Below are 20,990 nucleotides of genomic sequence, written 5' to 3' on the forward strand. Positions count from 1 at the left end.
ATGAAGTGATTATGGACTATGTTATCATCGAATCGTCCGCATGGGAGGCGCTGAAATGCCGCATTGAAGGGCTGTGCGAACGCATGAGCGAATTGTTCGGATCGAGAGCCGAACCGACAGAATTGCTGCCCGGCGAGGCCGTTTGCCGGATCCTCGGCGTCAGCCGTCGCACGTTGCAATACTATCGGGATACGGCGGCGCTACCCTTCGTCCGCATCGAGCACAAGTGTTACTACCGGCGAGAGGACGTGGCGGCACTGCTCGCCGAAAGCGGAAGCCCCGAGCCTCCCCCCAATCGGTTGCCGGAAGGAGTGTGAGGAGCCATTGTATCATACAATCGCGCGGAAAAAACTTTTTCGGCCCATTGTATCGTACAATCGCATGAAAAAAACTTTTTCGGCCCATTGTATCGTACAATCGCGAGAAAAAAACTTTTTCGGCCCATTGTATCGTACAATCGCGAGAAAAAAACTTTTTCGGCCCATTGTATCGTACAATCGCATGAAAAAAACTTTTTCGGCCCATTGTATCGTACAATCGCGAGAAAAAAACTTTTTCGGCCCATTGTATCGTACAATCGCATGAAAAAAACTTTTTCGGCTCATTGTATCGTACAATCGCGAGAAAAAAATTTTTTCAGCCCAAATACTCAGTCAAACGGCTGTTGCAAATTCAGCCGATTGATCGAGTCAAACGGCCACGGGAACAATAATGATCTATCAGAAACAACCCCAAACAAGACACAATGACAGAAGAAGAAATCATCAGGCGGGAATCGCCTGAAATGGAAGCGCTCTTCGACGGGCTCGCGTCCGTCGCGGAGCAGATGAGCGAGATTGCCGCCACGCACCGCCCTCTCTTCGGCGGTGATGTCTACCTGACGGGTAGCGAGGTGACGGAAAGGCTTTTCATCAGCCGCCGCACGCTGCAGGAGTATCGCGACCGCGGCCTCCTGCCCTACACCCGAATCGGCGGAAAGATGCTCTACAAACTCTCCGATCTGGAGCGCCTGCTCCGAGAGAATTACCGGACGCAGACACCGCCTCGCCCCCTCCATCGTATCACCCACAAACCCCAAACCCCATGACACAGAGAAAAAAGGGATTCTCCTATTACCGACTGCGATTAGAATCCTATTTGAAAGATTATCACCCCGAACGGCTGGCTGACGAGGCGTTTATCCGTGCCCGATCGGACGCCGCGGCCGAGGCCTATGAAGACGCCTTCCGGCAAGGCTATCCTGTTCTTGAAGCCGGGTATATGGCTACGGAAGTCCTCTTCGCAGGACTGCATTTTTCGCCGTACTACACACTCGAACAGATTATCGAGAACGAATTTGCCAACGTGGTTCCGCCTGAACGTGCCGCGGATTTTGCGCTGCGGCTGTTGCAGAGCGACACCATCCGCGAGACCATCGAGAAGTATGAGCCGGGCGACGACTTCGACGGAAGTCCGGAATACGACCAGCTCTACACCGAGCTGACCGGCGTCATCGTCGAGTTACTCGAAGCGGACGGCGTTAAGGTGCTCCCGTAGCCTTCTTTTTCATCCCGTTTCATTCGGCCGTGGCACTCCGCTGCGGCCGTTTTTCTGACCCCAACACCTGCATACCCAATTCCGAGGATCTTTCCTCTACGGGTTTTCCTGCTTCCACTTTTTGTTCGCGGCTCGGAGCCGATGTCGGTTCCCTTGTCTTCGGGCAAAGGTCAGCAGACGATAAGGGTGACGTCAAGGCCGAACGCCCCTGAGTGTTCGCCACCGATAAAATCTTCCTGTTACACTGACGTTTCACAGTGTATTTTATCGGTGGAAAGCCTTGCCTTTTCCCTTCATCGTCTGCCCTTTGTGGCCCTCGAAACGAAACTGGCATACTCCGAGCTTTGAACGCAAAAAAAAATGTCAGCACGATGAAAACGGAAAGATCTTATCACCCCCAAAACGGATTTGAAACGAAACGACGCCTCCTCGCATTACCGCATAAAATCATTTGGATCGTCGTCTGTATTGTGGCGTTGAAAGCCATAGGCGTTTCGGAAGAATTGACCGCCATCTTGATGCTGTTTGCCTTCGTGTATCTTATTCGAGCAACGCTCCAAATCGCCTTCCGCCTTCTGTTCTTCCTGATCCGATGGATCTGCATTGCTGCTGCATTGGCTTGGATCGTTTGCCGACTACTACTTTGAGACGTTATAATAGCAATGACGGGGAGAGGATCTATCGAGACCTTCTTCCCGTCACTTTTCATAGAGCAGCGCAAGCTCCACGCGACGTCGTAAACGCAGTGCTTTCAGCTCTTTGCCGCGGTATCGGCAGAACGAGGTGTACTCACCTCGGATGTCTCTGTCGCCCGATTCCAGCTTCTGGACGAGGCGACTCTTCGGCTGTTTGCCGTAGCCTAAGAGGCGGTATTCACCGACGTTGTACGACAACACGGCAAGGAGTAAGGAGTCGCGACCAAAGCGACGAAACGTGACGAGCCGTTTCTTCAGATCTGCGCGAAGCAGAGAGTCCGCCTGCCGTTTTGTCATCGCACATGAAAGCCGCTCACCGGGCAGCAGACGGTGACCGTAGCCGACATAAGGGTGGTTCTTCGGGCCATGCAGCCCTTCGTAATGTTTGATGCATGCGACGGCGCGCTCGAAGCGTGGAAGGCTGAATAGCCGATCGGCTCCGCGCTGTGCCTGCGCGTTGGGCGCGGCGAGCGCTTGGACACAAACAAGGAGCGCGAGCAGGCTGCGTCCGATTTTCGTTTTCATAAGGTGGTCAGATGTTTTGGGTGGGTGGATAAAAGTAAAAGCACCGATCCGTCGCGGACAGATGCTTTTCATGTCAGGGTTATGAACAAAATAGGCGATGAAAAAAGATGTATTCAGACAGAGATGTCTTCCGAAGAGACTTTGTTCTCCTTATGGTTAAAGTCAAATGCGAGTGTTTGACTCTGGCCGTGGTTATCCTCGATCACGACCTCGAGCGACTGGCGTTCGGCAGAAAGCGAGTGATAATAGAGGGTGAAATGTCCCGGCGCGATGGCGTAGAGATCGTTGGGCGTGAGGGGTTTACCGCGTCGACCAATGCGCAGCGCTCCACTACCGTCGTACTGGAAATAGCGCAGGGTGTAGCGCGTGCCATTCACGATGCGCTCGGGCGCGAGCGTGCAGCGGATTTCGACTTCTTCGCCCGGCGCGATGGTTTTCGAGATGGGCATCGTGGTGACTTGGAACGGATAAACCGTTCGCACGTCCAGACGGCGATCACAGCCGACCAAACAAAACCCGGCCAGGAGCAGGACGCCTATCGCCCATGCCGCATTACGGATGTTCGTTTTCATGATTCTTATGGGGTTAGAGGTTGATGCGAAATCCTGCCGAGATAGCAGGTCGAAAAGGATAGACGTCCGAGCCGAAGAGGAACAGTCCGCGGCCGCCGACGACAAAGAGCAGGTGATCCGACAGGAACAGCTCTACACGGAAATGCAGCCCGCCGCCTCCGACAAGGCGCGAACCGCCTTGTGCTCTTTATCGATGTCGGCCTTCGATTGGAGGACGTTGGTGGCTTCCATAAGGATTTTCTCAAGGACGAGCGGCTGGATTAGTCCGGATAAAACCTCTTGTAAACCGGCATGCATACTCAGCGGGCAATAAATAATGTGAATGGGTGGTGGGAGCGGCGAGTAAAACCGTGGAAGTTTCTGTCAGAGGCCTAACAGCCGTTGGAGATACCGTGGAAGTTTCTGCCAGAGGCTCAACAGCCGTTGGAGATACCGTGGAAGTTTCTGCCAGAGGCTCAACAGCCGGTTGAAGTGCCGTGGAAGTTTCTGCCAGAGGCCTAACAGCCGTTGGAGATACCGTGGAAGTTTCTGCCAGAGGCCTAACAGCCGTTGGAGATACCGTGGAAGTTTCTGCCAAAGGCCTAACAGTCGTTGGAGGCACCGTGGACGTTTCTGCCAGAGGCCTATCTGCCGTTGGGGGTACCGTGGAAGTTTCTGCCAGAGACCAAACAGCGGTTGAGGATACCGCGGAAGTTTCTTCCAGAGGGCTAACGGCAGTTAGGGACAGCGCGGCTCATACCTTGGTACAGGTTGCCGGTAGAGCGCATCTGCGTGCGCAACGTGTCGGTACTTGTGGCGAAGGTTGTGGTGATAAATCCGCAGCAAAGGACGGCGGACAGGAGGAGTTTTTTCATGGTTTATGGGAGAATGAGAAAGGGTTATTTGGCTTGGACGAGGAAGAGTCGGTGACCGCTTTTGACTGTCACCTTGACCGTACGGAGCTTCTTCTGTAGGAGCTGACTGGCGCCCTGCATCACGCCGCGGGCGGCCTCTGCAATGAGTTGATCTTTGGCCGAAGAGGCGAAGGTGAAGCTCGTCCCGATTGTTCCACCGACGCCCGCGCCCACTTCTTTGAGGGCCGATACCTCCTCAGAGCCGGGGATAGCTAAGCCTTCTTGCCCGTCGAGGTCGAAGGCGGAGAGCTTGACGGCGAGGATGCGGCCGGCATGTTCTACACTTGTGACATGGAGCTTCATCCGATTGCCGTCGATCGTGGACTGCGCAATAAGTACCGTGTTAGGGGGGAGCGTCATGCCCTCAATGCGGGCCGATTCTGCGAGACGGAGACGGGCGGGGAACGCCCCGCGGCGAAGTTTGCCAGGCCCTCGATCTATGTTAGTTATCGGCCATTAAAACCTCGGGAAACGCCGGGCGCGCTACTATACACGATGCGAAGTCCGAAGACAATCCGCTTCTGCCACTTGGGACTGAGGCGGTCACACTGTCTGTGCAGCCATACGTGTGCCCGCAAGTAGCGGCGGGTGAGGGTGAATCTTGTACTCATGGCTTATCTCTTATATGTCTGGATGTCCCTATTCTCCCTTACAAGGAAGTGCTCCATGAGGAAACCTTGCGGGTTGTTGTCTGAGCGGATGGCGTTTTGCAGTGTGCATGTCGTGATTAGGTTGCGCTCCGTCACGTTGCTCGGGCGGACGATAAACTGGCGGGCGTAGGTCGTCACCTCATACGGGTAGCGATCGAAGTCGCAGCGGATCGAATCCACCTCCACGCGCTGGTTGATGTTACCGGAAATGATGCGATTGAAGTAGCCCTTCTCGGCGAGGTCGCGGTAGTAGTCGTATGCCGTTTTGTCGCACAAGAGGAAGGCGCGCTCCATGTTCTTCTCGATGGCGTCCTTGTCGGGTGCGACGGTGAAGAAGAGTTCGTGGAAGCGGCGGACGTGCTCGCGCGCCTCCACGGGACGATTGGCGGCCGCATCCTGACTGAGGGCGAGGATGAGCGACTTGCCGTTGTCCAAGACGTAGATCTTCTCCCGCTGACGGTTGGCAAAGGCGTACGACGAATAGACGACGATGCCCGTAATGACTACGCACAACACAACGAAAGCGGCGGCGTAGAGCCGGATCTGCTTGAACGAGGTCTCTATGTTAGTGAGTGATCTGAATTCCATCATGCATGAAGTAGTTAGAGGTAAGTACATGTTAAGAGCCACTTACTTAATGAGTAAACCCTTGATCCGTCCGCCGGCATTGCCGAGTGCGGCACCCGTTCCGGCCATCGTCACCTTGCCGCCGGTGTACGCGCCTTGCACGCCACGTTGCGCCGTCTGATTGACATTGCGACCGTAGTTGCCGATGCCGCCGCCGGCCTCGATGATCCAGCCCGCGACCGTCGGCACGCAGAAGAAACCCACGATGCCAATCAGGAAAAAGACGATGTAGTACCAGTCGCCCGAGTCGGGGATGTAGCCCGGATTCTGTAGTTCGGCGATGTCCTTGCTGATCATCAGCACCTGTATTTTGGTTAGAAGTGCGGTGAGGATCGAGCTGACGGGCAGCCAGAGGTAGACCGAGATGTACCTCGCGAACCACGCGCTGAGCGAGCCGCCGAGGCCGTCCCACACGGCAATACCGAAAACGATCGGCCCGAGGATGGAGAGGACGATAAGAATGAACGTGCGGAGGGTGTCGATGACGAGCGAGGCGGCATTGTAAACGAGTTCGAGCGCTTGATAGATCTTCTTCACGAACCACCGCTTGGTGTTGAAGGCCGTGCGCTCGGCATACATGCCGGCCAGCGTGATGGCGTCCTCCGGACCGATGAAGCCCATCTCCTGCACCTTCTCGTCCCACGCCGCATCGTCGACTAAGTAGGCCCGCGACTTGTCGCGTCGGTAGGCCTCTTCTTCGAGTTTGTCGCGCTGGTCGCGGAGCGATTGGAGGTCGTTTTGCTGCACGTGCACCAGCTTTTCGGTGCCTTGCACGACGGGCGAGAGTACGGCGTTGACCGTACCTAAGACGACCGACGGGAAGAACATGATGCAGAAGCCGAGAACGAAGGGGCGGAGGAGCGGGAAGACGTCGATCGGTTCGGCGCGGGCGAGCGACGACCAGATGCGTAGGGCGATATAGAAGAGCGCGCCGAGGCCGGCGATGCCCTTTGCGATCCCTGTCATATGGGCACAAAGGGGCATCATCTCCCCGTAGGTGGCGTGCAGCAGCGCGTGCAGGTCGGTAAAGTCCATCGCGCATCACCAATAGCGGTTATCGGCCGACCCGTAGAGCGCATTGACACGGGCCATCTCGCCCTTCTTAGCTGCCCGTACGAAGCTGACGGAGATGTTCTTACGTGTGAAGTACGACGTGGCCGCGCGGTATTCCTTCACCTCGTTGTAGATGCGATCGATCAGCTCGATCCGCTCCTTATCGTTCATCGAGAGCACGCCGCTGCGGACGAGCGATTTCAGCTCTTTGAGCGACTCGCTGGAGCGCTCCATCAGCTTGGCATAGCCCGCCGCCATGGCCGACAGTTCCTCGGGCGAGTAGTTCGGATCGGAGAGCATTTTCTTGTACGCGCCGACGTACATCTCCGTCATGTCGCCCACCATGAGTATGGTTTCCTTGACTTTATACGCGTCGCCGATCAGGTTGTTGACCTTCTTCAGCGCGTCGTAATAGCGCTTGGTGTCGTTGTAGAGCTTCTCGACTTCCTTGAAATTGCTCAGCGTGTTGTTCACCGTTTTGGAGGCGGTGGCGATCTCTTTGATCGTGTTCGCGATGTTGCCTGCCAAGTTGACAGGGTCGGTAACGATCCATTGGGCGTGTGCCGTTCGCGTAAGCAGCAGGCAGCACATGAGGCAGAGGATAAGTTTGTGTTTCATGAGGGTTGGGGGATAAGAGGAATAAGGGAATAAAGTAGTTCCGGACTATGCGGGTGATCGATTCACTTTTCTGTGATCAAAATTTGATGACGCACCAGCAAGATGAAGCTGGCGTGTGAGCATGATGAGGCTGGCGCGTGAGCAAGATGAAGCTGGCGTGTGAGCATGATGAAGCTGATGCGTGAGCTTCCCCTTGCTGGTGCGCGAGCTTGTCGTTGCTCACACACGAGCTTGTCGTTGCTGGCGGACGAGCATGATATAGCTGGTGCGTGAGCATGATGAAGCTGGCGCGCGAGCATGATGGAGCTGGCGCGCGAGCAGCAACAAGCTGGTGTGTGATCGAATTCTACCTCTCATGTGATCGAATTTTGTTCACGCGCCAACCGACTAATGGCCTGTTCGATGTCTCCGCCGAGGCGATCGGCCAAGCGCATGACCTCGACCTTCTCCGTTTCCTCGGTTGTGTACGCTAAGTACTCCTCGCGCGAGACTTCCGTGGCGTAGACGGCCGACTGCATGCCGCCCAGGCCGATCCACACCTCTTTGTAACGCCGCTCGGGGTCGTTGTTTTGATTGATCGAGAGGATCTGGTTTTTCTCCTTTTCGGACAACCCGAGCAGCGCCTGTATGCCGTCGAACTTGGTCATGTACTTGCGTTGGTCAAGCAGAATCTTACAGTCAGAATTGTTAATGATCGACTCCTTGACGATGGGCGACGAGATGATGTCGTCGACCTCCTGCGTCACCACGATCGCCTCGCCGAAGTACTTGCGGACGGTCTTGTAGAGGTACTTGATGTAGTCTGCCATATTGGCCGATGCGATCGCCTTCCATGCTTCCTCGATAAGGATCATTTTCCGCACGCCCTTCAGTCGGCGCATCTTGTTGATGAAGGCCTCCATAATGATGATCGTCACCACGGGGAAGAGGTCTTTGTTGTCCTTCACCGCGTCGATCTCGAAGACGATGAAGCGTTTGGAGAGCAGGTCGATGTTGCGATCGGAGTTGAGCAGGAAGTCGTAACGCCCTCCTACATAGTACTGTTTGAGGGTCGTAAGTAGGTTGTCGATATTGAAGTCGGAGAGGGTGACGCGGATCTCCCGGCGACCCATCTCCGGGCGGTAGACGTCCCGCAGGTACTCGTAAAACGTATTGAAGCAGGGCGTGATTTTCCGGTTTGATCGGATCGTTTCGATGTACGCATTGACGGCCGAACCTAACTCGCCCGCCTCTGTCTTTGTGACAGGTTCGTCGGCACTTTTCCACAGCGTAAGGAGCAGCGTGCAGATGCTTTCGCGCTTCTCCACGTCGAACACGTAGTCGTCGGTGTAGAAAGGGTTGAAGGAGATCGGCCGAGCGTCGGTGTACGTGAAATAAATCCCGTCCGCGCCCTTCGTCTTCCGGTTGATCAGGCCACACAGTCCCTCGTAGGAGTTGCCCGTATCGACGAGCAACACGTGCGCGCCTTGCTCGTAATACTGCCGCACCATGTGGTTCGTGAAGAACGACTTGCCGCTGCCCGAGGGCCCGAGGATGAACTTGTTGCGGTTGGTGATGATGCCCTTTTTCATCGGCAGATCGGAGATGTCGAGATGGATCGGGCGGCCGGAGAGGCGGTCGGCCATTTTGATGCCGAAGGGGGAGAGCGAGTCACGGTAGTTCGTTTCGGCGGTAAAGAAGCAGAGCGCCGGATCGATGAAGGTGTAGAAGGATTCTTCGGCCGGGAAGTCGGCGGCGTTGCCGGGGATACCTGCCCAATAGAGCGTTGCCGCGTCGACCGTGTTGTGCCGTGGGCGACATTCCATGAGCGCGAGAGCACTGCCGACGTCGTTCTTGATTTGGCGCAGCTCCTCCGCATCGTCGCTCCACGCCAGCACGTTGAAGTGTGCACGGATAGAAGTCAGCCCCTGCGACCGCGCGAGGTTGAGATACTCCTGAATCCACGCCTCGTTGATCTGATTGCTCCGGGAATAACGCGCTAGCGAATGCATGTTGCGCGCCTGTTTCTCGAAACGGTTCAGGTTCTCCTCGCTATCCTCGATAAAGAGGTCGAGTAGGTCGGGAGCATTACTGCTCCCGACCCCTCTAAGAACCGTACGTGAGAGTTTCCCCTCATACGGCTCAAGCAACTCAAAGTTTCTATTATGAAACCGGCTCATAAGCTCTAATTTTACGGGTAAGTGTACGACTGCATCTATCGTGGGCGATAAACTTGTATCTGCCGGACTTGTCGGATAATTCCTTGATAGTCCAGATTTTATCCGGTTCGATAATCTCACCGCACAACGGACAACGCTGGTTTTGTTTTTCCCACATTCTGAGGAAGCCCTGTCTTCCTTTGAAAGTGCTTAACATTTTCATTCTGTTACGCATCTCAAAGTATGGACGCCATTCCGGGTCGAATGGGTTGGCTTTACTGCGGATTTTGATAGGCTTGGTCTTCATGTCAATGTCGGATAAATACTTCAGTGTGTACGGGAATGTCTTCCCGTTGTTCTTCAGTGTCGTACCGAATGTCCACGCCCGGCCTTTCTTCGACAGAAAATACTTGTTGTAAACCCAGTTCTTTCCCTTGTGGCGGTGGCGGCGTAATGCCCACGCCCACAGTTTGTAGAAGATTTGTGCGTCTGCGTTCTTGAATGTTTTGGCGGCTACGCAACCTTTGTAATAGTTGCCCCAACCAGTTATGAAAGGATTTAGAAGTCCGATAAGTTTGTCCTGCCTAATAGCTTGATTCTTACGAATAATGCCTTTAATTTTGGCAAGAAACTCCTTAACATTCTTCTTTGACGGCTTAATAAGCAGCGTACCTTTGTATTTCCTGATATTGAAACCCAGAAAATCAAATCCTACCTCGATGTGAGTAACCTTCGTCTTTTCTTCTGATAGGGTAAGCCCCCTTGCTTGAAGAAACTCGCTTACTGCGGGTTTGATTAGCGATTCCAATGTTTCCCTGTCGGAACAGGTAATAATGAAATCGTCTGCGTAACGCACAAGATTTACCATAGGGTTGAAATACCCCTTGTTGATACGTCTTAGCTTGAACTTTTCCGCAAGCATAGCTTGCAGGCCGTCAAGTGCCATATTAGCGAGAGTAGGCGATATAATACCGCCCTGCGGCGTTCCTTCCTCGGTGGGGAATAGTTGTCGGTTGAATACAAATCCACTTTCCAGCCATTTGCGAAGCATGACCTTATCCATAGGGATATTGTCGAGCAACCATTCATGACTGATGTGATCGAAACAACCTTTGATGTCCCCTTCGAGTATCCATTGCGGAGACACCCCTTTTGAAAGTACCGTAAAGCATTGTTCTATCGCATCGACCGTACACCTTTCCTTACGGAAACCGTAAGAGTGCCTGTCGGCGGTAGTTTCTGCCACTGGGTTTAGTGCCATCAGGTATAACGCCTGCATAGCCCTGTCTTTCATCGTGGGTATTCCTAACGGACGGAGTTTGCCGTTACTCTTCTTGATATGTACCCTTCGTAACGGTTGCGGGTTGTAGCCACGCCTTTTCAGGTTGGCGATTGCACCCATTTTTGCGTTGGGAGTAGTCCAGAGAACTTTATCCACTCCCGCAGTGTTCTTACCTTTGTTAGAGGTAACTCGCTTGACTGCCAATGCTTTGGCGTAAAACGAATGGGTCAGTGTCCATTGCAAGGCTTTAACCTTGCCCGGACGACCTTCTTTCTGAGCCTTTACAATACGTCCTTGCAGCTTCTGAACCGCAGTTTCGCATCTGACCCAATCAATGTCGGTCCAGTTGTTCCACTGCCTACGGTCAGCAGGTGCACACGATAAGTTAATCTCGTTCATTTGCATTCCTTCTTTTTGAAAGTTCTACATAGTTTCTTGTAAAGAGTTACTTTGCAGAAGTCTGCCCGCTTTCGCGGCGGAGTAACGTTGAAACTCCTATCCGCCCCGTTACAGGACGGCATTCGCTTTTTCTGCGTTCCCATACCCGCACCCCATTCGGTCTTCCTTGCGGTCGGCTTACCTGCCCATAGGCAGGAGAGATACGGGCTTACCAAGTTTCGTGTAAGTAACAAATGAGCGGGTTAGGTTCTGTCCATTGCGCCGGCAGTGCTTTGTCCGTGTAACCCCACAATACAAGGGGTTATCCGACTGCGTTACCTTTTTGGTTCAAGCCTATCAGCAACTTTGGCTTGTTCATACATTACGACGCTTATAACAGTTCGCTTGTGCTAACCATACCGCCCAGCCTCGCTCCCCAGCTCTTTTGTGCTAAGAGCAGTTGCCGTTCCCTCGCGGTTCAGGCTCCTCCTTGCGGAAGGGCTACTTTGTCCGGCCAGCTTCGCACCCCGCCTTTTGAGCGACGCACGTGACCGTAGGCTACTATTGACGGAACAATAGGTTTAATCTGACTTTAATGACATTTGTTACTTCATTTAATTGTTAAACAATTACTTACACGACTTCTTGTCGCACATATTGGTTGAAAAGGTGATTGCACGAGAGCATGAGTCCGACGGGCGCGGCGAAGGAGAGGCGGCAGTCACTGCGGTCGGTCGAGAGGCGCTCGTAGCGGCTGTCGGTGGAGACCACGGCGGGGAGGTCGTCGGTGTCGCTGAGCGTGTGCAGGCAGAGCCGATTGTCGCCCACCCGAACGAGATCGGCGCCGAGGCGGATGTCCTCGAGTGACGCGTGACCCGTGTCGGAGAGCGAGAAGTAGCGATCGAGCAAACCGCTTTTCTCCTTCGTTCCGACAAGTTCTTCCTCGGTCATGCGCGTGAGGCTGATGCGGTCGTCGTCGTTGATGATCCGCTCGAACTGGTCGACGGCCTCCATGAACTTGGCCACCTCCTCGCGGTTGCCCACTTCCTTCGGTAGGATCGTTCCGCGACAAAGCGAGGAGAAATTGCTCTGCCGAGCCATGCGCTGGCGGGTCGTTTTGGTGAGGAAGAGGTAACAGGCATGATCGAGGAAGGGGCGTTCGTTGAAGTGGCGTTCGGAGGCGCGAGCGAGGAAGCTCAGCTCGCCATCCGAAAGGCGGCCGGCGTAGCGCTCCTTGACGAACCAATCCTGTTTGTGCACGATGGTGAAGTCGGGCAGCACCTTAACGGCCTTGTGCCATGCGGCGTGCATCGCCTCGTATTCTGCCGAGGTGACGGTGAAGAGTTCGGGCAGCTCGACACGGAAGGCGACGGTGATGTCGGCGTCTTTCGAGACGATGCACCCTTGTTCGACAGCCAGCAGCGGGAACTTGGATTCTAAGGTGGTGACCTTGGTGGTGTTTCTCATTGGTGTTGATGTGTTGATCTAAGGCAATGAAGAATGTGGCGGACAGAGCGGCGGTTCAGGAGATAGCGTGGGTGCATGCGGACGGCGGCACGTTTCATCAGACCATAGCGACCGAATCGGCGGTTCAGCGCGAATGTTTGCCACACCACGAGCGTGGCACCCGTTGCGCCGAGGCCGAGACAGAGGTACTGATCCATGCCGCACATGTAGCAGACGACGACAAGGAGGAATGTCGCCAGCAGTCCACCGGCGAAGAGGAAGAGGTACTGCGCCTTGAGCCCCTTGAACTCCACCGTCCGCCCCACGCCTTTATTGATCTCCCACGAAGCCATCAGAGGAAGAAGCTGCGTAAGATCGTGGCGGCCACAATCAGGAAGATGCACGCCCCGAACCACGAGGCGGCGGTCTTCGACGTGTCCGGGTCACCGGAAGAAAACTTTTGGTACACCTTGATCCCTCCGATCAGTCCGACGACAGCGCCGATGGCGTAAATGAGTTTCGTCCCCGGGTCGAAATAGGAGGTGACCATTTTCGTGGCCTCGTTGATGCCCGACAGCCCGTTGCCCTGCGCGAAGGCGGAGGAGGCGAGGGAAAGCAGTAATGCGGCGGCAAACAGTCGCCCGATTCGTTGTTTCATGTGGTTCTGGATTTATAGGTTTTCATTCGTGTATGCTATCTGTTACAAGTAAGCCATCCACGCCGTGTCGTCGACGTCATTTGAGCGAGACTTCTTCGATCCTTCGGAGGGCGAGCGAAGTAGCTCGTCGAGCGCCCGAGCGCGTTCCCGCTCTTTCGACGCATACTCGCGGAGCTTCTCCATGAAGTCAGTACCTCGGAGCTTGACGGCTGTCTCTTTGGCTTGATCCAAGTCTTCCGCGGTGAGACGATCCGGCGTTTCCACAGCCGTTTGCAGGCGGCGAAGCTCGCGGGTCGTTACGCTTTCACCCGAGACTTCAATATCTTCCTTGAGTAACAAGGATATCGCTTCGTCTTCTGGGGCAACCTCCGGTTCGTCCGCCTGTTCATCTTCGGCGACGGCGTTTCGATAGGCAAAACTATCGTCAGATTCCGTCTCTCCGCAAGCCGATTCCCCGGCTTCCTTCACGCTTCCCTCCAATGGTAAAACCGTACGCGTAGCCCCGATCAAACCGTCGTCCGAGGCGTCATCCGAGGTGTTGCCGGCAGAGGTGTCTTTCCGTGTTGGTTGCTCTGACCGATGCAGGTCGTACAACAAGATCGCTAAGAGGATCGCCCAAGTGACGAGCAGAAAAAGTGTCATGGCAAGGAGGAATTAAAGGGGTTCTTTCTGTTGCGCTCGATGGCCTCGGAGAGGAGCGCACGGTGGCGGTCGATGTGATCGGCGAGGATGTTCCCGATGTAGGCCGCGAGAGAAGTCCTTGCATCGAGGGCGTTCAGCACGCGTCGCAAACAGTCGATAAGCGTCCGGTCGCAGGAGAGGGTCGTCCGACTTTCTGACGAACGGTGAGCAAAGAATCGATCTCGATAAGTCGATAGCGATTCGTCTGTAAACGGCGTTTGAACACTGCTTAAATCGCTTTTCAACGGTGTTTCTTCGGGCGTGATGGGCGGCGCATCGTCGCCTGCCATTTGCTGAATCCGCTCGGCGATTCGCCTACGGCGTTGTTCTTCGATGGTCATGGGCGGGCGGTTTTCAGGTTGCATTTCTCGATGAGCTCCTTGACGAACGACTCGATGCCGCTACCCTCGGTCAGACTTTTGTCTGGTGGCAGGTAGGTGGATCGGAAGGCGGGCCGGCCGTCTGCGGTGAGTTCCTTTTTGAAGCGGGCGGAGCGCGGCAGCTGCGTGTCGAACAATCCCAAGCCTTCGCGCTTGATCGCCTCGTTGTAGAACGCGATGACGTCCGTCCGCACCCGTCGGTCGATCTTGTTCCAAACGAGGTAGATCTCTTTGATACGGCACCTATCGTCCGACACGCCGAGGTCACGGATGGCCGGCGCGTAGGTCATGGAAGCTACCAGCGATTGGCGGTCGGGCTCGATCGGCGAGATGAGATAATCCATGCCAAGGGTAAGCTCGACGAGTCCGGGATCGTCCGCACGGCCGGGCAGGTCGAAAAGGATCAGGTCGAACGTTTCACCCGCACGCTCGGCCATAAAACGGCGGACATCCTCCTCCGCACGTGCAGCGGTGCTTTTGATGACACGGTAAGCCTCCCGGCCGAGCGCTTCAAAGTGCTTCTTCATCCGTGCCTGCAACGCCGGTTCACCGTTCTGTATGGTTTGTTTGTCGCGTTCGCGCAGTCCGAAGAAGGAGTATTGCGAGTAGTCGCAATCGACGACGAAAAGGCGCAGCCCTTCGGTGTAACAGAGGTAGCTGGCCGTGATCTCCGCCAGCGTGCTTTTGCCCGTGCCGCCTTTGAGCGACCCGAAGCCGATTCGGATCGGGCAGCCGGGCAAGGTGTTCATGGTTTCTTCTTTCATAGGTTTAAGGTCTGAGGTATATGATTAATAGTTACGCGCGTACATTATATATAGGCGCACTTGTGAGTAGCTGTGTAAGTATATTCATATGCTCACTCACTTATATGCTTATGCAGTTACTCACTTATGCAGTTACTCACTTATGCAGTTACTCACTTATGCACTTACTCACTTATACAGTTACATGTGAGTAAGTGAGTAACCACACAAATAAACAGCTGCACAAACACAGCTATATATAAAGGCTTTCGGGGGCTTCCCCGGAGTGGCTCCCGCTTGAAAACAAACGTTTTACCCACGAAAAGCGCTGCCCTAATTTTGCCGCCGAATTGAAAGACTTTGGGGAGCCGAACCTTCTTCTCAGACATACGGCCCAAAGGCCGGGCAAGGTGTGTTTTTGTGCTACAAAAACCGTTTTGTGCTACAAAACGCCTTGCCCCGGAGCGGCCTCCGCGCGGTTCGGCTCCAAAGTCGCAACCTGATCTTATATGAAAAACCAGAGCCCCATGAATCGATCCAAGAAAACGCCTGCACGCCCCCCGAAATGGGACGCCTTCCACTTCCGCCTCCCCGACAGCCGCGACCAGCTCCGGCTGATCGAACTCTTCAAACGCTCCGGCGCCCGCACAAAAACGGAGTACATCCGTGCGCGCATCTTAGATGAGCATTTCCGCGTCGTGACCGTCGACAAAAGCCGCGAGGACTTCGTCCGCAGGCTAACCGAGTTCACCGCCGCGCTAAACAAGATCGGCGTGCTGTACAACCAAGCCGTCCGCGCCATCAATGCCTATCATTCTGTCGCCACTGCTAAACGAATGCTCGGCAAACTCGAAACTATTCCCAAGTTCTCGTCAGACTGCAACAGCAAGCCATGCAATTGACAGAAGAATATCAGGAAAAAGGATAATCTTCCGATACGCCCCATTATGAGCAAATACCCTTTGATGTGCCTCAAGGATGGGTGTGGTGTAGACTTGATGATTTAGCCTTTTATAAAAAAGGTCCTTTTGGGAGTGGTTTAACAAAGTCTATGTTTGTTCCCAAGTCAGATGATGCTTATAAAGTTTATGAGCAAAAAAACGTCATACAGAAAAACGCCTCATTGGGGTCGTACTACATAAGCAAAGACAAGTATAAGGAGTTATGTGGATTTGCTGTTCAATCGTCTGATATTTTAGTGAGCTGTGCAGGGACTATTGGGGAGACCTATGTTCTTCCAGAAGATTCAGAAGAGGGAATCATAAATCAAGCTTTGATGCTTATTCGGTTGCATATTAGAGATATAACAGATTTCTATCTTGTGTATTTTGATTATATTCTAAAAGAAAAAGTCAATAAAGAAAGCAAAGGTACTGCGATCAAAAACATACCTCCTCTCGATGTGCTAAAGCCCCTCTTATTCCCTCTCCCTCCTCTTGCTGAGCAAACTCGTATTGTGGCAGAGATAGAGCGTTGGTTCGCTCTGATTGATACGATTGAGCAAGGGAAGGCAAACTTGCAGACTGCTATTAAGCAGGCGAAGAACAAAATCCTTGAGCTGGCTATCAGCGGAAAACTTGTTCCTCAAGCCCCCACTGATGAGCCTGCTCCGGAGCTGCTCAAGCGTATCAATCCTAAGGCTCATATCACTTGTGATAACGAGCATTATCCGAACTTACCCCAAGGATGGATGGTTACTTCAATGCAAGAGGTATGCAGTTTGCTTGATGGAGAAAAGCAAAACAACAGAATTCTGATCAACTTAGATGTAAAGTTTTTAAGAGGAAACTCCAAAGGGACAGTTATAAATGCTGGCAAATACGTCCCAGCCAATACCTATATGATTTTAGTGGATGGAGAAAACTCAGGCGAGGTATTCAATGCACCAATTGATGGCTATCAAGGTAGTACTTTTAAGCAACTAAGAATCAATGAGAATATGAATAATGAGTATATCTTACATATTATTAATCTGCATAGAGAAGTGTTGCGAGAAAGCAAAGTAGGCTCTGCTATTCCACATTTGAATAAGAAACTTTTTAAGACTATTCAAGTGCCAATACCACCATATAAAGAGCAAGAAAGAATAGTTGCTATAATAAACGCTGCCAACAGAATGCTTGACAGCATTGAGGAGAGTTTATAAGCTCTCCTCAATGGCATCCAAATTGTCAAAGATTTGGTGGATGGCGTTGATAATCCTTTTTTGTTCAGCCTGTGGCGGAATTGGAATTTCCACCTTCGAATATTCTGAAATCCAGTATCGTTTATGTGTATTCCCTATAAGTCTTATTGTACTTATAAAAAAAGCCACATATTCTATTTCTAAAGTATCATGGATTTGTAGTATTTTCATCGCAGACGACTTGACCTTGAAAGGGAAATCTATTAATCGTGAGGCTGTTGTAAAGTCATCAAAAATAATACAAGGCAATTTGCTATATACACCTTCTGTCTCATTGGTATATCCTATTGTAAAAGATTTACCTGCTGTTAGTACAGGTGTTGGATAGTCGTCACAATATTCTGCTGTTCCCACTATGTACGCTGTCGGTTGCTCGTATTTCACAATGTCTTCAAGCCGACACAGCGTCCATCCTTGGGGCAAGTTCGGATAATGCTCGATATGCTCCTTTATATTGTTACCGTTTACATTATTCTAATTCAATGTTATATGGTAACAGCATTCCAAAAACACTTAGCCAAAACCAATTTGGCAAGAAACACTATTACGTCCTACGTTTGGACGGTGAACTACTTCTTTACTCACTACAAGGAGGTAAGTAAAAAGAACCTCTTATCTTATAAGGGGTATCTAGTAGAGAACTTCAAGCCACAGACAGTCAATCTGAGGATTCAAGCCATCAACAAGTACTTGGAGTTTACGAAGCAAGAGAAGCTCAAAGTAAAGTTTGTGAAGGTGCAACAAAAGAACTTCTTGGAGAATGTAATCAGTGATGCTGATTACAAGTTTCTTAAAACAAAGCTCAAGGCAGATGGCTATGATGAGTGGTATTTCATCGTTTGGTTTATGGCTGCAACTGGTGCTCGTGTGAGCGAGCTTCTGCATATCAAGGCAGAGCATGTACAAATCGGTTATCTTGACCTTTATAGCAAAGGGGGTAAGATAAGACGCTTATACATTCCTAAGAACTTGCGAGGAGAAGCGACAAAATGGATAAAGGAGAATGGGTTAACATCGGGTTATCTCTTTTTGAATCGCTTTGGACAACGTATCACAACACGTGGCATTGCTCAGCAACTAAAGCATTTTGCAGAGAAGTATGGATTGAATCGTGATGTGGTATATCCCCATTCTTTTCGCCATCGTTTTGCTAAGAACTTTCTTGATCGTTTTAACGACATTGCCCTATTAGCTGACCTCATGGGACATGAAAGTATAGAAACGACTCGTATTTATCTTCGCAGAACAGCAAGCGAACAACAGAAGATTGTTGACAAGGTAGTGAACTGGTAAAGTAATACTATCCCTTAGAAGTGTATTGAGCTACACTTCTAAGGCATTTTGAATCCCATCAAGAGTCGAGAAAAGTTCTTCGATCTTTCGAACTATACGTTGTTGCTCTGACAGCGGAGGAACAGACAAATTGATAGAGAGGTATTTGTCGAGTATTAAATTGTGCAATCCTATCGTTTGAGTCTGCATGGATCGCATCATTCCTTTTTGATACACATTTAATATGTGATAAATAAATATTTGTTTTTTGTCTTTGGGGCGTAATATCATTGTGAAGTTGCTGAAGGAGTAAAGGCTAGACTTACCCTCGTAGATAACAGCTCGTCCAACAGGATAAGCATCACTACCTCCTGATTTTTCTACTATCAAATCCCCATCTAACAAATGACGCTTTTCAAAAGCACGCTCTTCCACGTCAATATGCTTGATTTTTGAATAATCTAACTTAAAGCCTTTTGTGAAGTTGGCGTTTCGTATTACTCCAACATTTATAAGAGGTCCTTTCTTCCCCCTCCATAGTCCATTGATATTCTCGCACACTTCTCCTATCATGATTTTCCCCCAACCTTGGGGTAGCTTCCCATTATGCTCGTTATCACAAGTAATTTGAGCCTTAGGATTGATGCGTTTGAGTAACTCTGAAGCTGGCTCATCATTCGGGTCTTGAGGTACAAGCTTACCATGAATGGCGAGGTCTAGTATCTTGTTCTTCGCTTGCTTGATGGCTGTTTGCAAGTCCTCTTTTCCTTGTTCAATGGTATCAATCAAAGCAAACCAGCGCTGAATCTCGGCAACGATACGTTTTTGCTCCCTAAGAGGGGGGGTAGGGATCAACGTTGCTGTTATTTTCTCCTTTGATATATTAGGCTGTGCCCCCCTCCCCCCATAGCTATAAACATTGTTCTTCTTGCAAGTAGGAAGTAGAACAAATACATTTGCTCTATTTGGTAATTACTACAGGCACAGCATGCTTGGTTTGTGGTTGCAGGGAAGGTGAGTATGCCAATCTTTCCAATTGTGGCTCCATACATGGCTACAAGAATACTGCCTATTGGATTTAATTTGACAGAAGTCTCTTCCAGTGCTTTTTGCGTTATAAATTCCGGTATATCTACAATCATTCCATCATTCAGGTCTCCAGTTTTTAGCCAAGGAATATCACCTTCGTAATATTCCTTACACATTCGACTTGGCGTGCCTCCCGATTGCCATACCCCAATCTCCCCCAATGTAGCCCACATCCACCCATTGGGCAGTTCAAATGGCACATTCTCATAATGGGGCGTATCGGAAGTCTTGGTAGATTTTCGACTACGCTTGATTTTTCCTTCTTTTATCAAGCGTTCTTTCTCTACACGAATACGTTGGAGAAGCGCAGAGGCTGGTTCATCAGCAGGGTCTTGGGAGACAAGTTTGCCATGAATGGCAAGGTCGAGTATCTTTTGTCGTAATTTCTTCGTGTTCATTGTGTTTGGTTGGGATTATTCCACGTCAGTTTTATCCTCCAAAAAGAGGTTGCAATACTCATTGAGTTGTTGTTGCATACGTTCTTGCGGAATAAGGATACGTTTGTACTCCGCGATCATCGTTGGGCTCATACTGCGACTCATAGCATATTCCACTACCACCTTATCTGCTTCAGGGCAGAGAAGAATACCGATAGAGGGGTTTTCGTTACTTCGCTTGACATCGCGATCAAGGGCTTCAAGATAAAACTCCAATTGTCCAAAGTCTCGTGGATGGAATTTTTTCTTTTTCAGTTCTACTGCAACAAGAGCTTGCAAACCACGATGATAAAACAACAAATCGGCTTTGAAACTTGAAGCTCCTACATTGAGGAAGTATTCTTGATCCATGAAGATAAAGTCTTTACCTAATTCAAGAATAAACTGCTTCATGTGGTCAATTAGTCCACTTTTCAGCCTTATTTCACTATGCTTTTGAGGAAGATCAAGAAAATCGACAAAGAGTGTGTCCTTGAATAAAACAGGAGCGTTGGGGTAAGTTGCCAACAACCCCTTAGACATATTCTTTTTATTGCCTAACAGAGTGGCATAGGTCTGATTGGAAATGCAACGCTGTAATTCTCTTTTTGTTAATTGTTCTTTATGAGCATAAAGGATATAGAATAGGCGTTCCTCATCACTTTGGCATCGACAAGTAATTTCCATCAGATTCGTTAGCGTGGTATACGTCAGTATCTTGGGTAATTGTGTAGCTAATGGCTGCACAATTATAGATGGAGACCTAATTGTGCTGTCTATATCTTCTTTAGGGTATGCTTTCAATTGTCCAGCCACTGGTTGGACAAATTCCGAGCGGAGATATTTCTGCACTGTACTTTGAAAAGATGAGGAAGAATATTCATCGTAAAGCATTACCATGTTATAGATACTACTTCGACTATATCCTTTAATTTCAGGATGGTGTGAACGAATGAACTCTGAGAGCTGACTGACCACCTTGCTTCCCCATTCCTCGCTTTTCAGTTTTGCTGACACGTAGCCACCAATATGCCAAGCCGTGAGCAAAACTTCCTGATTGAGGGCTTGGGAAGCCTTGCTCCGGTGCTGTTGAATGATGTGGACGACTTCATTAAATTGCTGCTCTTGGCTAACCTTAATATGCTGTTTCATT

22 protein-coding genes and 5 pseudogenes are annotated in these 20,990 nt (G+C 51.1%); 7 read left to right on the forward strand and 20 right to left on the reverse strand.

Features of this window, described 5'->3' with window-relative positions; all coding sequences use genetic code 11:
- The first annotated feature begins 11 nt into the window (after positions 1 to 11).
- The 4 genes from C7123_RS08215 to C7123_RS08230 all read left to right on the forward strand — a co-directional run bounded on the left by C7123_RS08215 (position 12) and on the right by C7123_RS08230 (position 2,183).
- Entirely contained in the window at positions 12 to 317 is a 306-nt protein-coding gene (locus tag C7123_RS08215) for a helix-turn-helix domain-containing protein (protein ID WP_069174701.1), read from the forward strand.
- A gap of 428 nt (positions 318 to 745) precedes the next feature.
- Positions 746 to 1,087 (forward strand): helix-turn-helix domain-containing protein, encoded by a 342-nt coding sequence (locus C7123_RS08220; protein ID WP_069174703.1) that lies wholly within the window; start codon positions 746 to 748, stop codon positions 1,085 to 1,087.
- Complete coding sequence (locus tag C7123_RS08225) at positions 1,084 to 1,536, forward strand: DUF1896 family protein (protein WP_069174704.1); 453 nt, start codon at positions 1,084 to 1,086, stop codon at positions 1,534 to 1,536. The genes C7123_RS08220 and C7123_RS08225 overlap by 4 nt, the downstream gene beginning before the upstream one ends.
- Positions 1,537 to 1,907: 371 nt before the next feature.
- On the forward strand, positions 1,908 to 2,183 hold the full coding sequence (locus tag C7123_RS08230) for a hypothetical protein (protein ID WP_069174705.1): 276 nt from the start codon (positions 1,908 to 1,910) through the stop codon (positions 2,181 to 2,183).
- Positions 2,184 to 2,234: 51 nt separating this feature from the next.
- Here the strand turns inward: C7123_RS08230 and C7123_RS08235 are convergent, their stop codons facing one another.
- The 17 genes and pseudogenes from C7123_RS08235 to C7123_RS08310 all read right to left on the reverse strand — a co-directional run bounded on the left by C7123_RS08235 (position 2,235) and on the right by C7123_RS08310 (position 14,896).
- The gene (locus tag C7123_RS08235) at positions 2,235 to 2,756 is read right to left on the reverse strand and encodes a glycoside hydrolase family protein (RefSeq protein WP_069174706.1); all 522 of its coding nucleotides are present in this window, start codon (positions 2,754 to 2,756) and stop codon (positions 2,235 to 2,237) included.
- Between the two features lie 113 nt (positions 2,757 to 2,869).
- Entirely contained in the window at positions 2,870 to 3,328 is a 459-nt protein-coding gene (locus tag C7123_RS08240; protein WP_069174707.1) for a DUF3872 domain-containing protein, read from the reverse strand.
- Positions 3,329 to 3,341: 13 nt separating this feature from the next.
- Positions 3,342 to 3,476 (reverse strand): conjugal transfer protein TraO, encoded by a 135-nt coding sequence (locus C7123_RS08245; RefSeq protein ID WP_083207018.1) that lies wholly within the window; start codon positions 3,474 to 3,476, stop codon positions 3,342 to 3,344.
- Between the two features lie 559 nt (positions 3,477 to 4,035).
- Complete coding sequence (locus C7123_RS12945) at positions 4,036 to 4,182, reverse strand: hypothetical protein (RefSeq protein WP_159049876.1); 147 nt, start codon at positions 4,180 to 4,182, stop codon at positions 4,036 to 4,038.
- Positions 4,183 to 4,206: 24 nt separating this feature from the next.
- Positions 4,207 to 4,614, reverse strand: a pseudogene (gene traM / locus C7123_RS08250) (conjugative transposon protein TraM); the annotation flags it as partial.
- Between the two features lie 53 nt (positions 4,615 to 4,667).
- On the reverse strand, positions 4,668 to 4,832 hold the full coding sequence (locus C7123_RS12950) for a hypothetical protein (protein WP_159049877.1): 165 nt from the start codon (positions 4,830 to 4,832) through the stop codon (positions 4,668 to 4,670).
- Between the two features lie 3 nt (positions 4,833 to 4,835).
- Positions 4,836 to 5,459, reverse strand: a complete 624-nt coding sequence (gene traK, locus C7123_RS08255; RefSeq protein WP_069176308.1) for a conjugative transposon protein TraK — start codon at positions 5,457 to 5,459, stop codon at positions 4,836 to 4,838.
- Between the two features lie 42 nt (positions 5,460 to 5,501).
- Positions 5,502 to 6,533, reverse strand: a complete 1,032-nt coding sequence (gene traJ / locus C7123_RS08260; protein ID WP_069174710.1) for a conjugative transposon protein TraJ — start codon at positions 6,531 to 6,533, stop codon at positions 5,502 to 5,504.
- Between the two features lie 6 nt (positions 6,534 to 6,539).
- On the reverse strand, positions 6,540 to 7,169 hold the full coding sequence (locus C7123_RS08265) for a DUF4141 domain-containing protein (RefSeq protein ID WP_069174711.1): 630 nt from the start codon (positions 7,167 to 7,169) through the stop codon (positions 6,540 to 6,542).
- 353 nt (positions 7,170 to 7,522) lie between these two features.
- Positions 7,523 to 9,217: pseudogene (locus C7123_RS08270) on the reverse strand (TraG family conjugative transposon ATPase); the annotation flags it as partial.
- Positions 9,218 to 9,311: 94 nt separating this feature from the next.
- A complete protein-coding gene (gene ltrA, locus C7123_RS08275; protein ID WP_173897005.1) occupies positions 9,312 to 10,988 on the reverse strand; it encodes a group II intron reverse transcriptase/maturase in 1,677 nt (558 codons plus the stop codon).
- 630 nt (positions 10,989 to 11,618) lie between these two features.
- Positions 11,619 to 12,434 (reverse strand): annotated as a pseudogene (locus C7123_RS08285) (TraG family conjugative transposon ATPase); the annotation flags it as partial.
- Positions 12,431 to 12,766, reverse strand: coding sequence for a DUF4133 domain-containing protein (locus C7123_RS08290; protein ID WP_069174713.1), 336 nt, complete (start codon positions 12,764 to 12,766; stop codon positions 12,431 to 12,433). The pseudogene C7123_RS08285 and the gene C7123_RS08290, both read right to left, overlap by 4 nt.
- On the reverse strand, positions 12,766 to 13,071 hold the full coding sequence (locus C7123_RS08295) for a DUF4134 domain-containing protein (protein WP_069174714.1): 306 nt from the start codon (positions 13,069 to 13,071) through the stop codon (positions 12,766 to 12,768). The genes C7123_RS08290 and C7123_RS08295 overlap by 1 nt, the downstream gene beginning before the upstream one ends.
- Positions 13,072 to 13,113: 42 nt before the next feature.
- The gene (locus C7123_RS08300) at positions 13,114 to 13,713 is read right to left on the reverse strand and encodes a hypothetical protein (protein ID WP_069174715.1); all 600 of its coding nucleotides are present in this window, start codon (positions 13,711 to 13,713) and stop codon (positions 13,114 to 13,116) included.
- The gene (locus C7123_RS08305) at positions 13,710 to 14,093 is read right to left on the reverse strand and encodes a DUF3408 domain-containing protein (protein WP_069174716.1); all 384 of its coding nucleotides are present in this window, start codon (positions 14,091 to 14,093) and stop codon (positions 13,710 to 13,712) included. Before C7123_RS08305 ends, C7123_RS08300 begins: the two co-directional genes overlap by 4 nt.
- On the reverse strand, positions 14,090 to 14,896 hold the full coding sequence (locus C7123_RS08310; RefSeq protein ID WP_237269299.1) for a ParA family protein: 807 nt from the start codon (positions 14,894 to 14,896) through the stop codon (positions 14,090 to 14,092). Before C7123_RS08310 ends, C7123_RS08305 begins: the two co-directional genes overlap by 4 nt.
- A gap of 488 nt (positions 14,897 to 15,384) precedes the next feature.
- On the opposite strand from C7123_RS08310, the pseudogene C7123_RS08320 reads away from it, so the two are divergent.
- Both C7123_RS08320 and C7123_RS08325 read left to right on the forward strand, forming a co-directional pair.
- A pseudogene (locus C7123_RS08320) lies at positions 15,385 to 15,803 on the forward strand (plasmid mobilization protein).
- A gap of 123 nt (positions 15,804 to 15,926) precedes the next feature.
- Positions 15,927 to 17,021 (forward strand): restriction endonuclease subunit S, encoded by a 1,095-nt coding sequence (locus tag C7123_RS08325; RefSeq protein ID WP_069174718.1) that lies wholly within the window; start codon positions 15,927 to 15,929, stop codon positions 17,019 to 17,021.
- On the opposite strand, the gene C7123_RS08330 is transcribed toward C7123_RS08325, so the two are convergent.
- The gene (locus C7123_RS08330) at positions 17,016 to 17,483 is read right to left on the reverse strand and encodes a restriction endonuclease subunit S (protein WP_083206782.1); all 468 of its coding nucleotides are present in this window, start codon (positions 17,481 to 17,483) and stop codon (positions 17,016 to 17,018) included. The two genes, C7123_RS08325 and C7123_RS08330, sit on opposite strands and share 6 nt — an antisense overlap.
- A gap of 66 nt (positions 17,484 to 17,549) precedes the next feature.
- Between C7123_RS08330 and C7123_RS08335 the strand changes: the two genes are divergently transcribed.
- Positions 17,550 to 18,353: a tyrosine-type recombinase/integrase gene (locus C7123_RS08335; RefSeq protein ID WP_069176311.1), complete on the forward strand. Its 804-nt coding sequence runs from the start codon at positions 17,550 to 17,552 to the stop codon at positions 18,351 to 18,353.
- A gap of 30 nt (positions 18,354 to 18,383) precedes the next feature.
- On the opposite strand, the pseudogene C7123_RS13655 reads toward C7123_RS08335, so the two are convergent.
- Both C7123_RS13655 and C7123_RS08345 read right to left on the reverse strand, forming a co-directional pair.
- Positions 18,384 to 19,819, reverse strand: a pseudogene (locus tag C7123_RS13655) (restriction endonuclease subunit S).
- A gap of 15 nt (positions 19,820 to 19,834) precedes the next feature.
- On the reverse strand, positions 19,835 to 20,989 hold the full coding sequence (locus C7123_RS08345) for a PDDEXK nuclease domain-containing protein (RefSeq protein WP_069174719.1): 1,155 nt from the start codon (positions 20,987 to 20,989) through the stop codon (positions 19,835 to 19,837).
- Between the last annotated feature and the right edge of the window lies 1 nt (position 20,990).

It is taken from the genome of Tannerella serpentiformis, from assembly GCF_003033925.1.
Classification (GTDB): Bacteria; Bacteroidota; Bacteroidia; order Bacteroidales; family Tannerellaceae; genus Tannerella; species Tannerella serpentiformis.

Bases quoted from the DNA above. Each gene is read 5' to 3' on its own strand.
- C7123_RS08235 (WP_069174706.1), bottom strand. From the start codon at position 2,756: ATGAAAACGAAAATCGGACGCAGCCTGCTCGCGCTCCTTGTTTGTGTC.
- C7123_RS08305 (WP_069174716.1), bottom strand. From the start codon at position 14,093: ATGACCATCGAAGAACAACGCCGTAGGCGAATCGCCGAGCGGATTCAG.
- C7123_RS08265 (WP_069174711.1), bottom strand. From the start codon at position 7,169: ATGAAACACAAACTTATCCTCTGCCTCATGTGCTGCCTGCTGCTTACG.
- C7123_RS08335 (WP_069176311.1), top strand. From the start codon at position 17,550: ATGGTAACAGCATTCCAAAAACACTTAGCCAAAACCAATTTGGCAAGA.
- C7123_RS08300 (WP_069174715.1), bottom strand. From the start codon at position 13,713: ATGACACTTTTTCTGCTCGTCACTTGGGCGATCCTCTTAGCGATCTTG.
- C7123_RS08225 (WP_069174704.1), top strand. From the start codon at position 1,084: ATGACACAGAGAAAAAAGGGATTCTCCTATTACCGACTGCGATTAGAA.
- C7123_RS12950 (WP_159049877.1), bottom strand. From the start codon at position 4,832: ATGAGTACAAGATTCACCCTCACCCGCCGCTACTTGCGGGCACACGTA.
- C7123_RS08290 (WP_069174713.1), bottom strand. From the start codon at position 12,766: ATGGCTTCGTGGGAGATCAATAAAGGCGTGGGGCGGACGGTGGAGTTC.
- C7123_RS08220 (WP_069174703.1), top strand. From the start codon at position 746: ATGACAGAAGAAGAAATCATCAGGCGGGAATCGCCTGAAATGGAAGCG.
- C7123_RS08215 (WP_069174701.1), top strand. From the start codon at position 12: ATGGACTATGTTATCATCGAATCGTCCGCATGGGAGGCGCTGAAATGC.
- traK (WP_069176308.1), bottom strand. From the start codon at position 5,459: ATGGAATTCAGATCACTCACTAACATAGAGACCTCGTTCAAGCAGATC.
- C7123_RS08345 (WP_069174719.1), bottom strand. From the start codon at position 20,989: ATGAAACAGCATATTAAGGTTAGCCAAGAGCAGCAATTTAATGAAGTC.
- traJ (WP_069174710.1), bottom strand. From the start codon at position 6,533: ATGGACTTTACCGACCTGCACGCGCTGCTGCACGCCACCTACGGGGAG.
- ltrA (WP_173897005.1), bottom strand. From the start codon at position 10,988: ATGAACGAGATTAACTTATCGTGTGCACCTGCTGACCGTAGGCAGTGG.
- C7123_RS08230 (WP_069174705.1), top strand. From the start codon at position 1,908: ATGAAAACGGAAAGATCTTATCACCCCCAAAACGGATTTGAAACGAAA.
- C7123_RS12945 (WP_159049876.1), bottom strand. From the start codon at position 4,182: ATGAAAAAACTCCTCCTGTCCGCCGTCCTTTGCTGCGGATTTATCACC.
- C7123_RS08295 (WP_069174714.1), bottom strand. From the start codon at position 13,071: ATGAAACAACGAATCGGGCGACTGTTTGCCGCCGCATTACTGCTTTCC.
- C7123_RS08325 (WP_069174718.1), top strand. From the start codon at position 15,927: ATGTTTGTTCCCAAGTCAGATGATGCTTATAAAGTTTATGAGCAAAAA.
- C7123_RS08240 (WP_069174707.1), bottom strand. From the start codon at position 3,328: ATGAAAACGAACATCCGTAATGCGGCATGGGCGATAGGCGTCCTGCTC.
- C7123_RS08310 (WP_237269299.1), bottom strand. From the start codon at position 14,896: ATGAAAGAAGAAACCATGAACACCTTGCCCGGCTGCCCGATCCGAATC.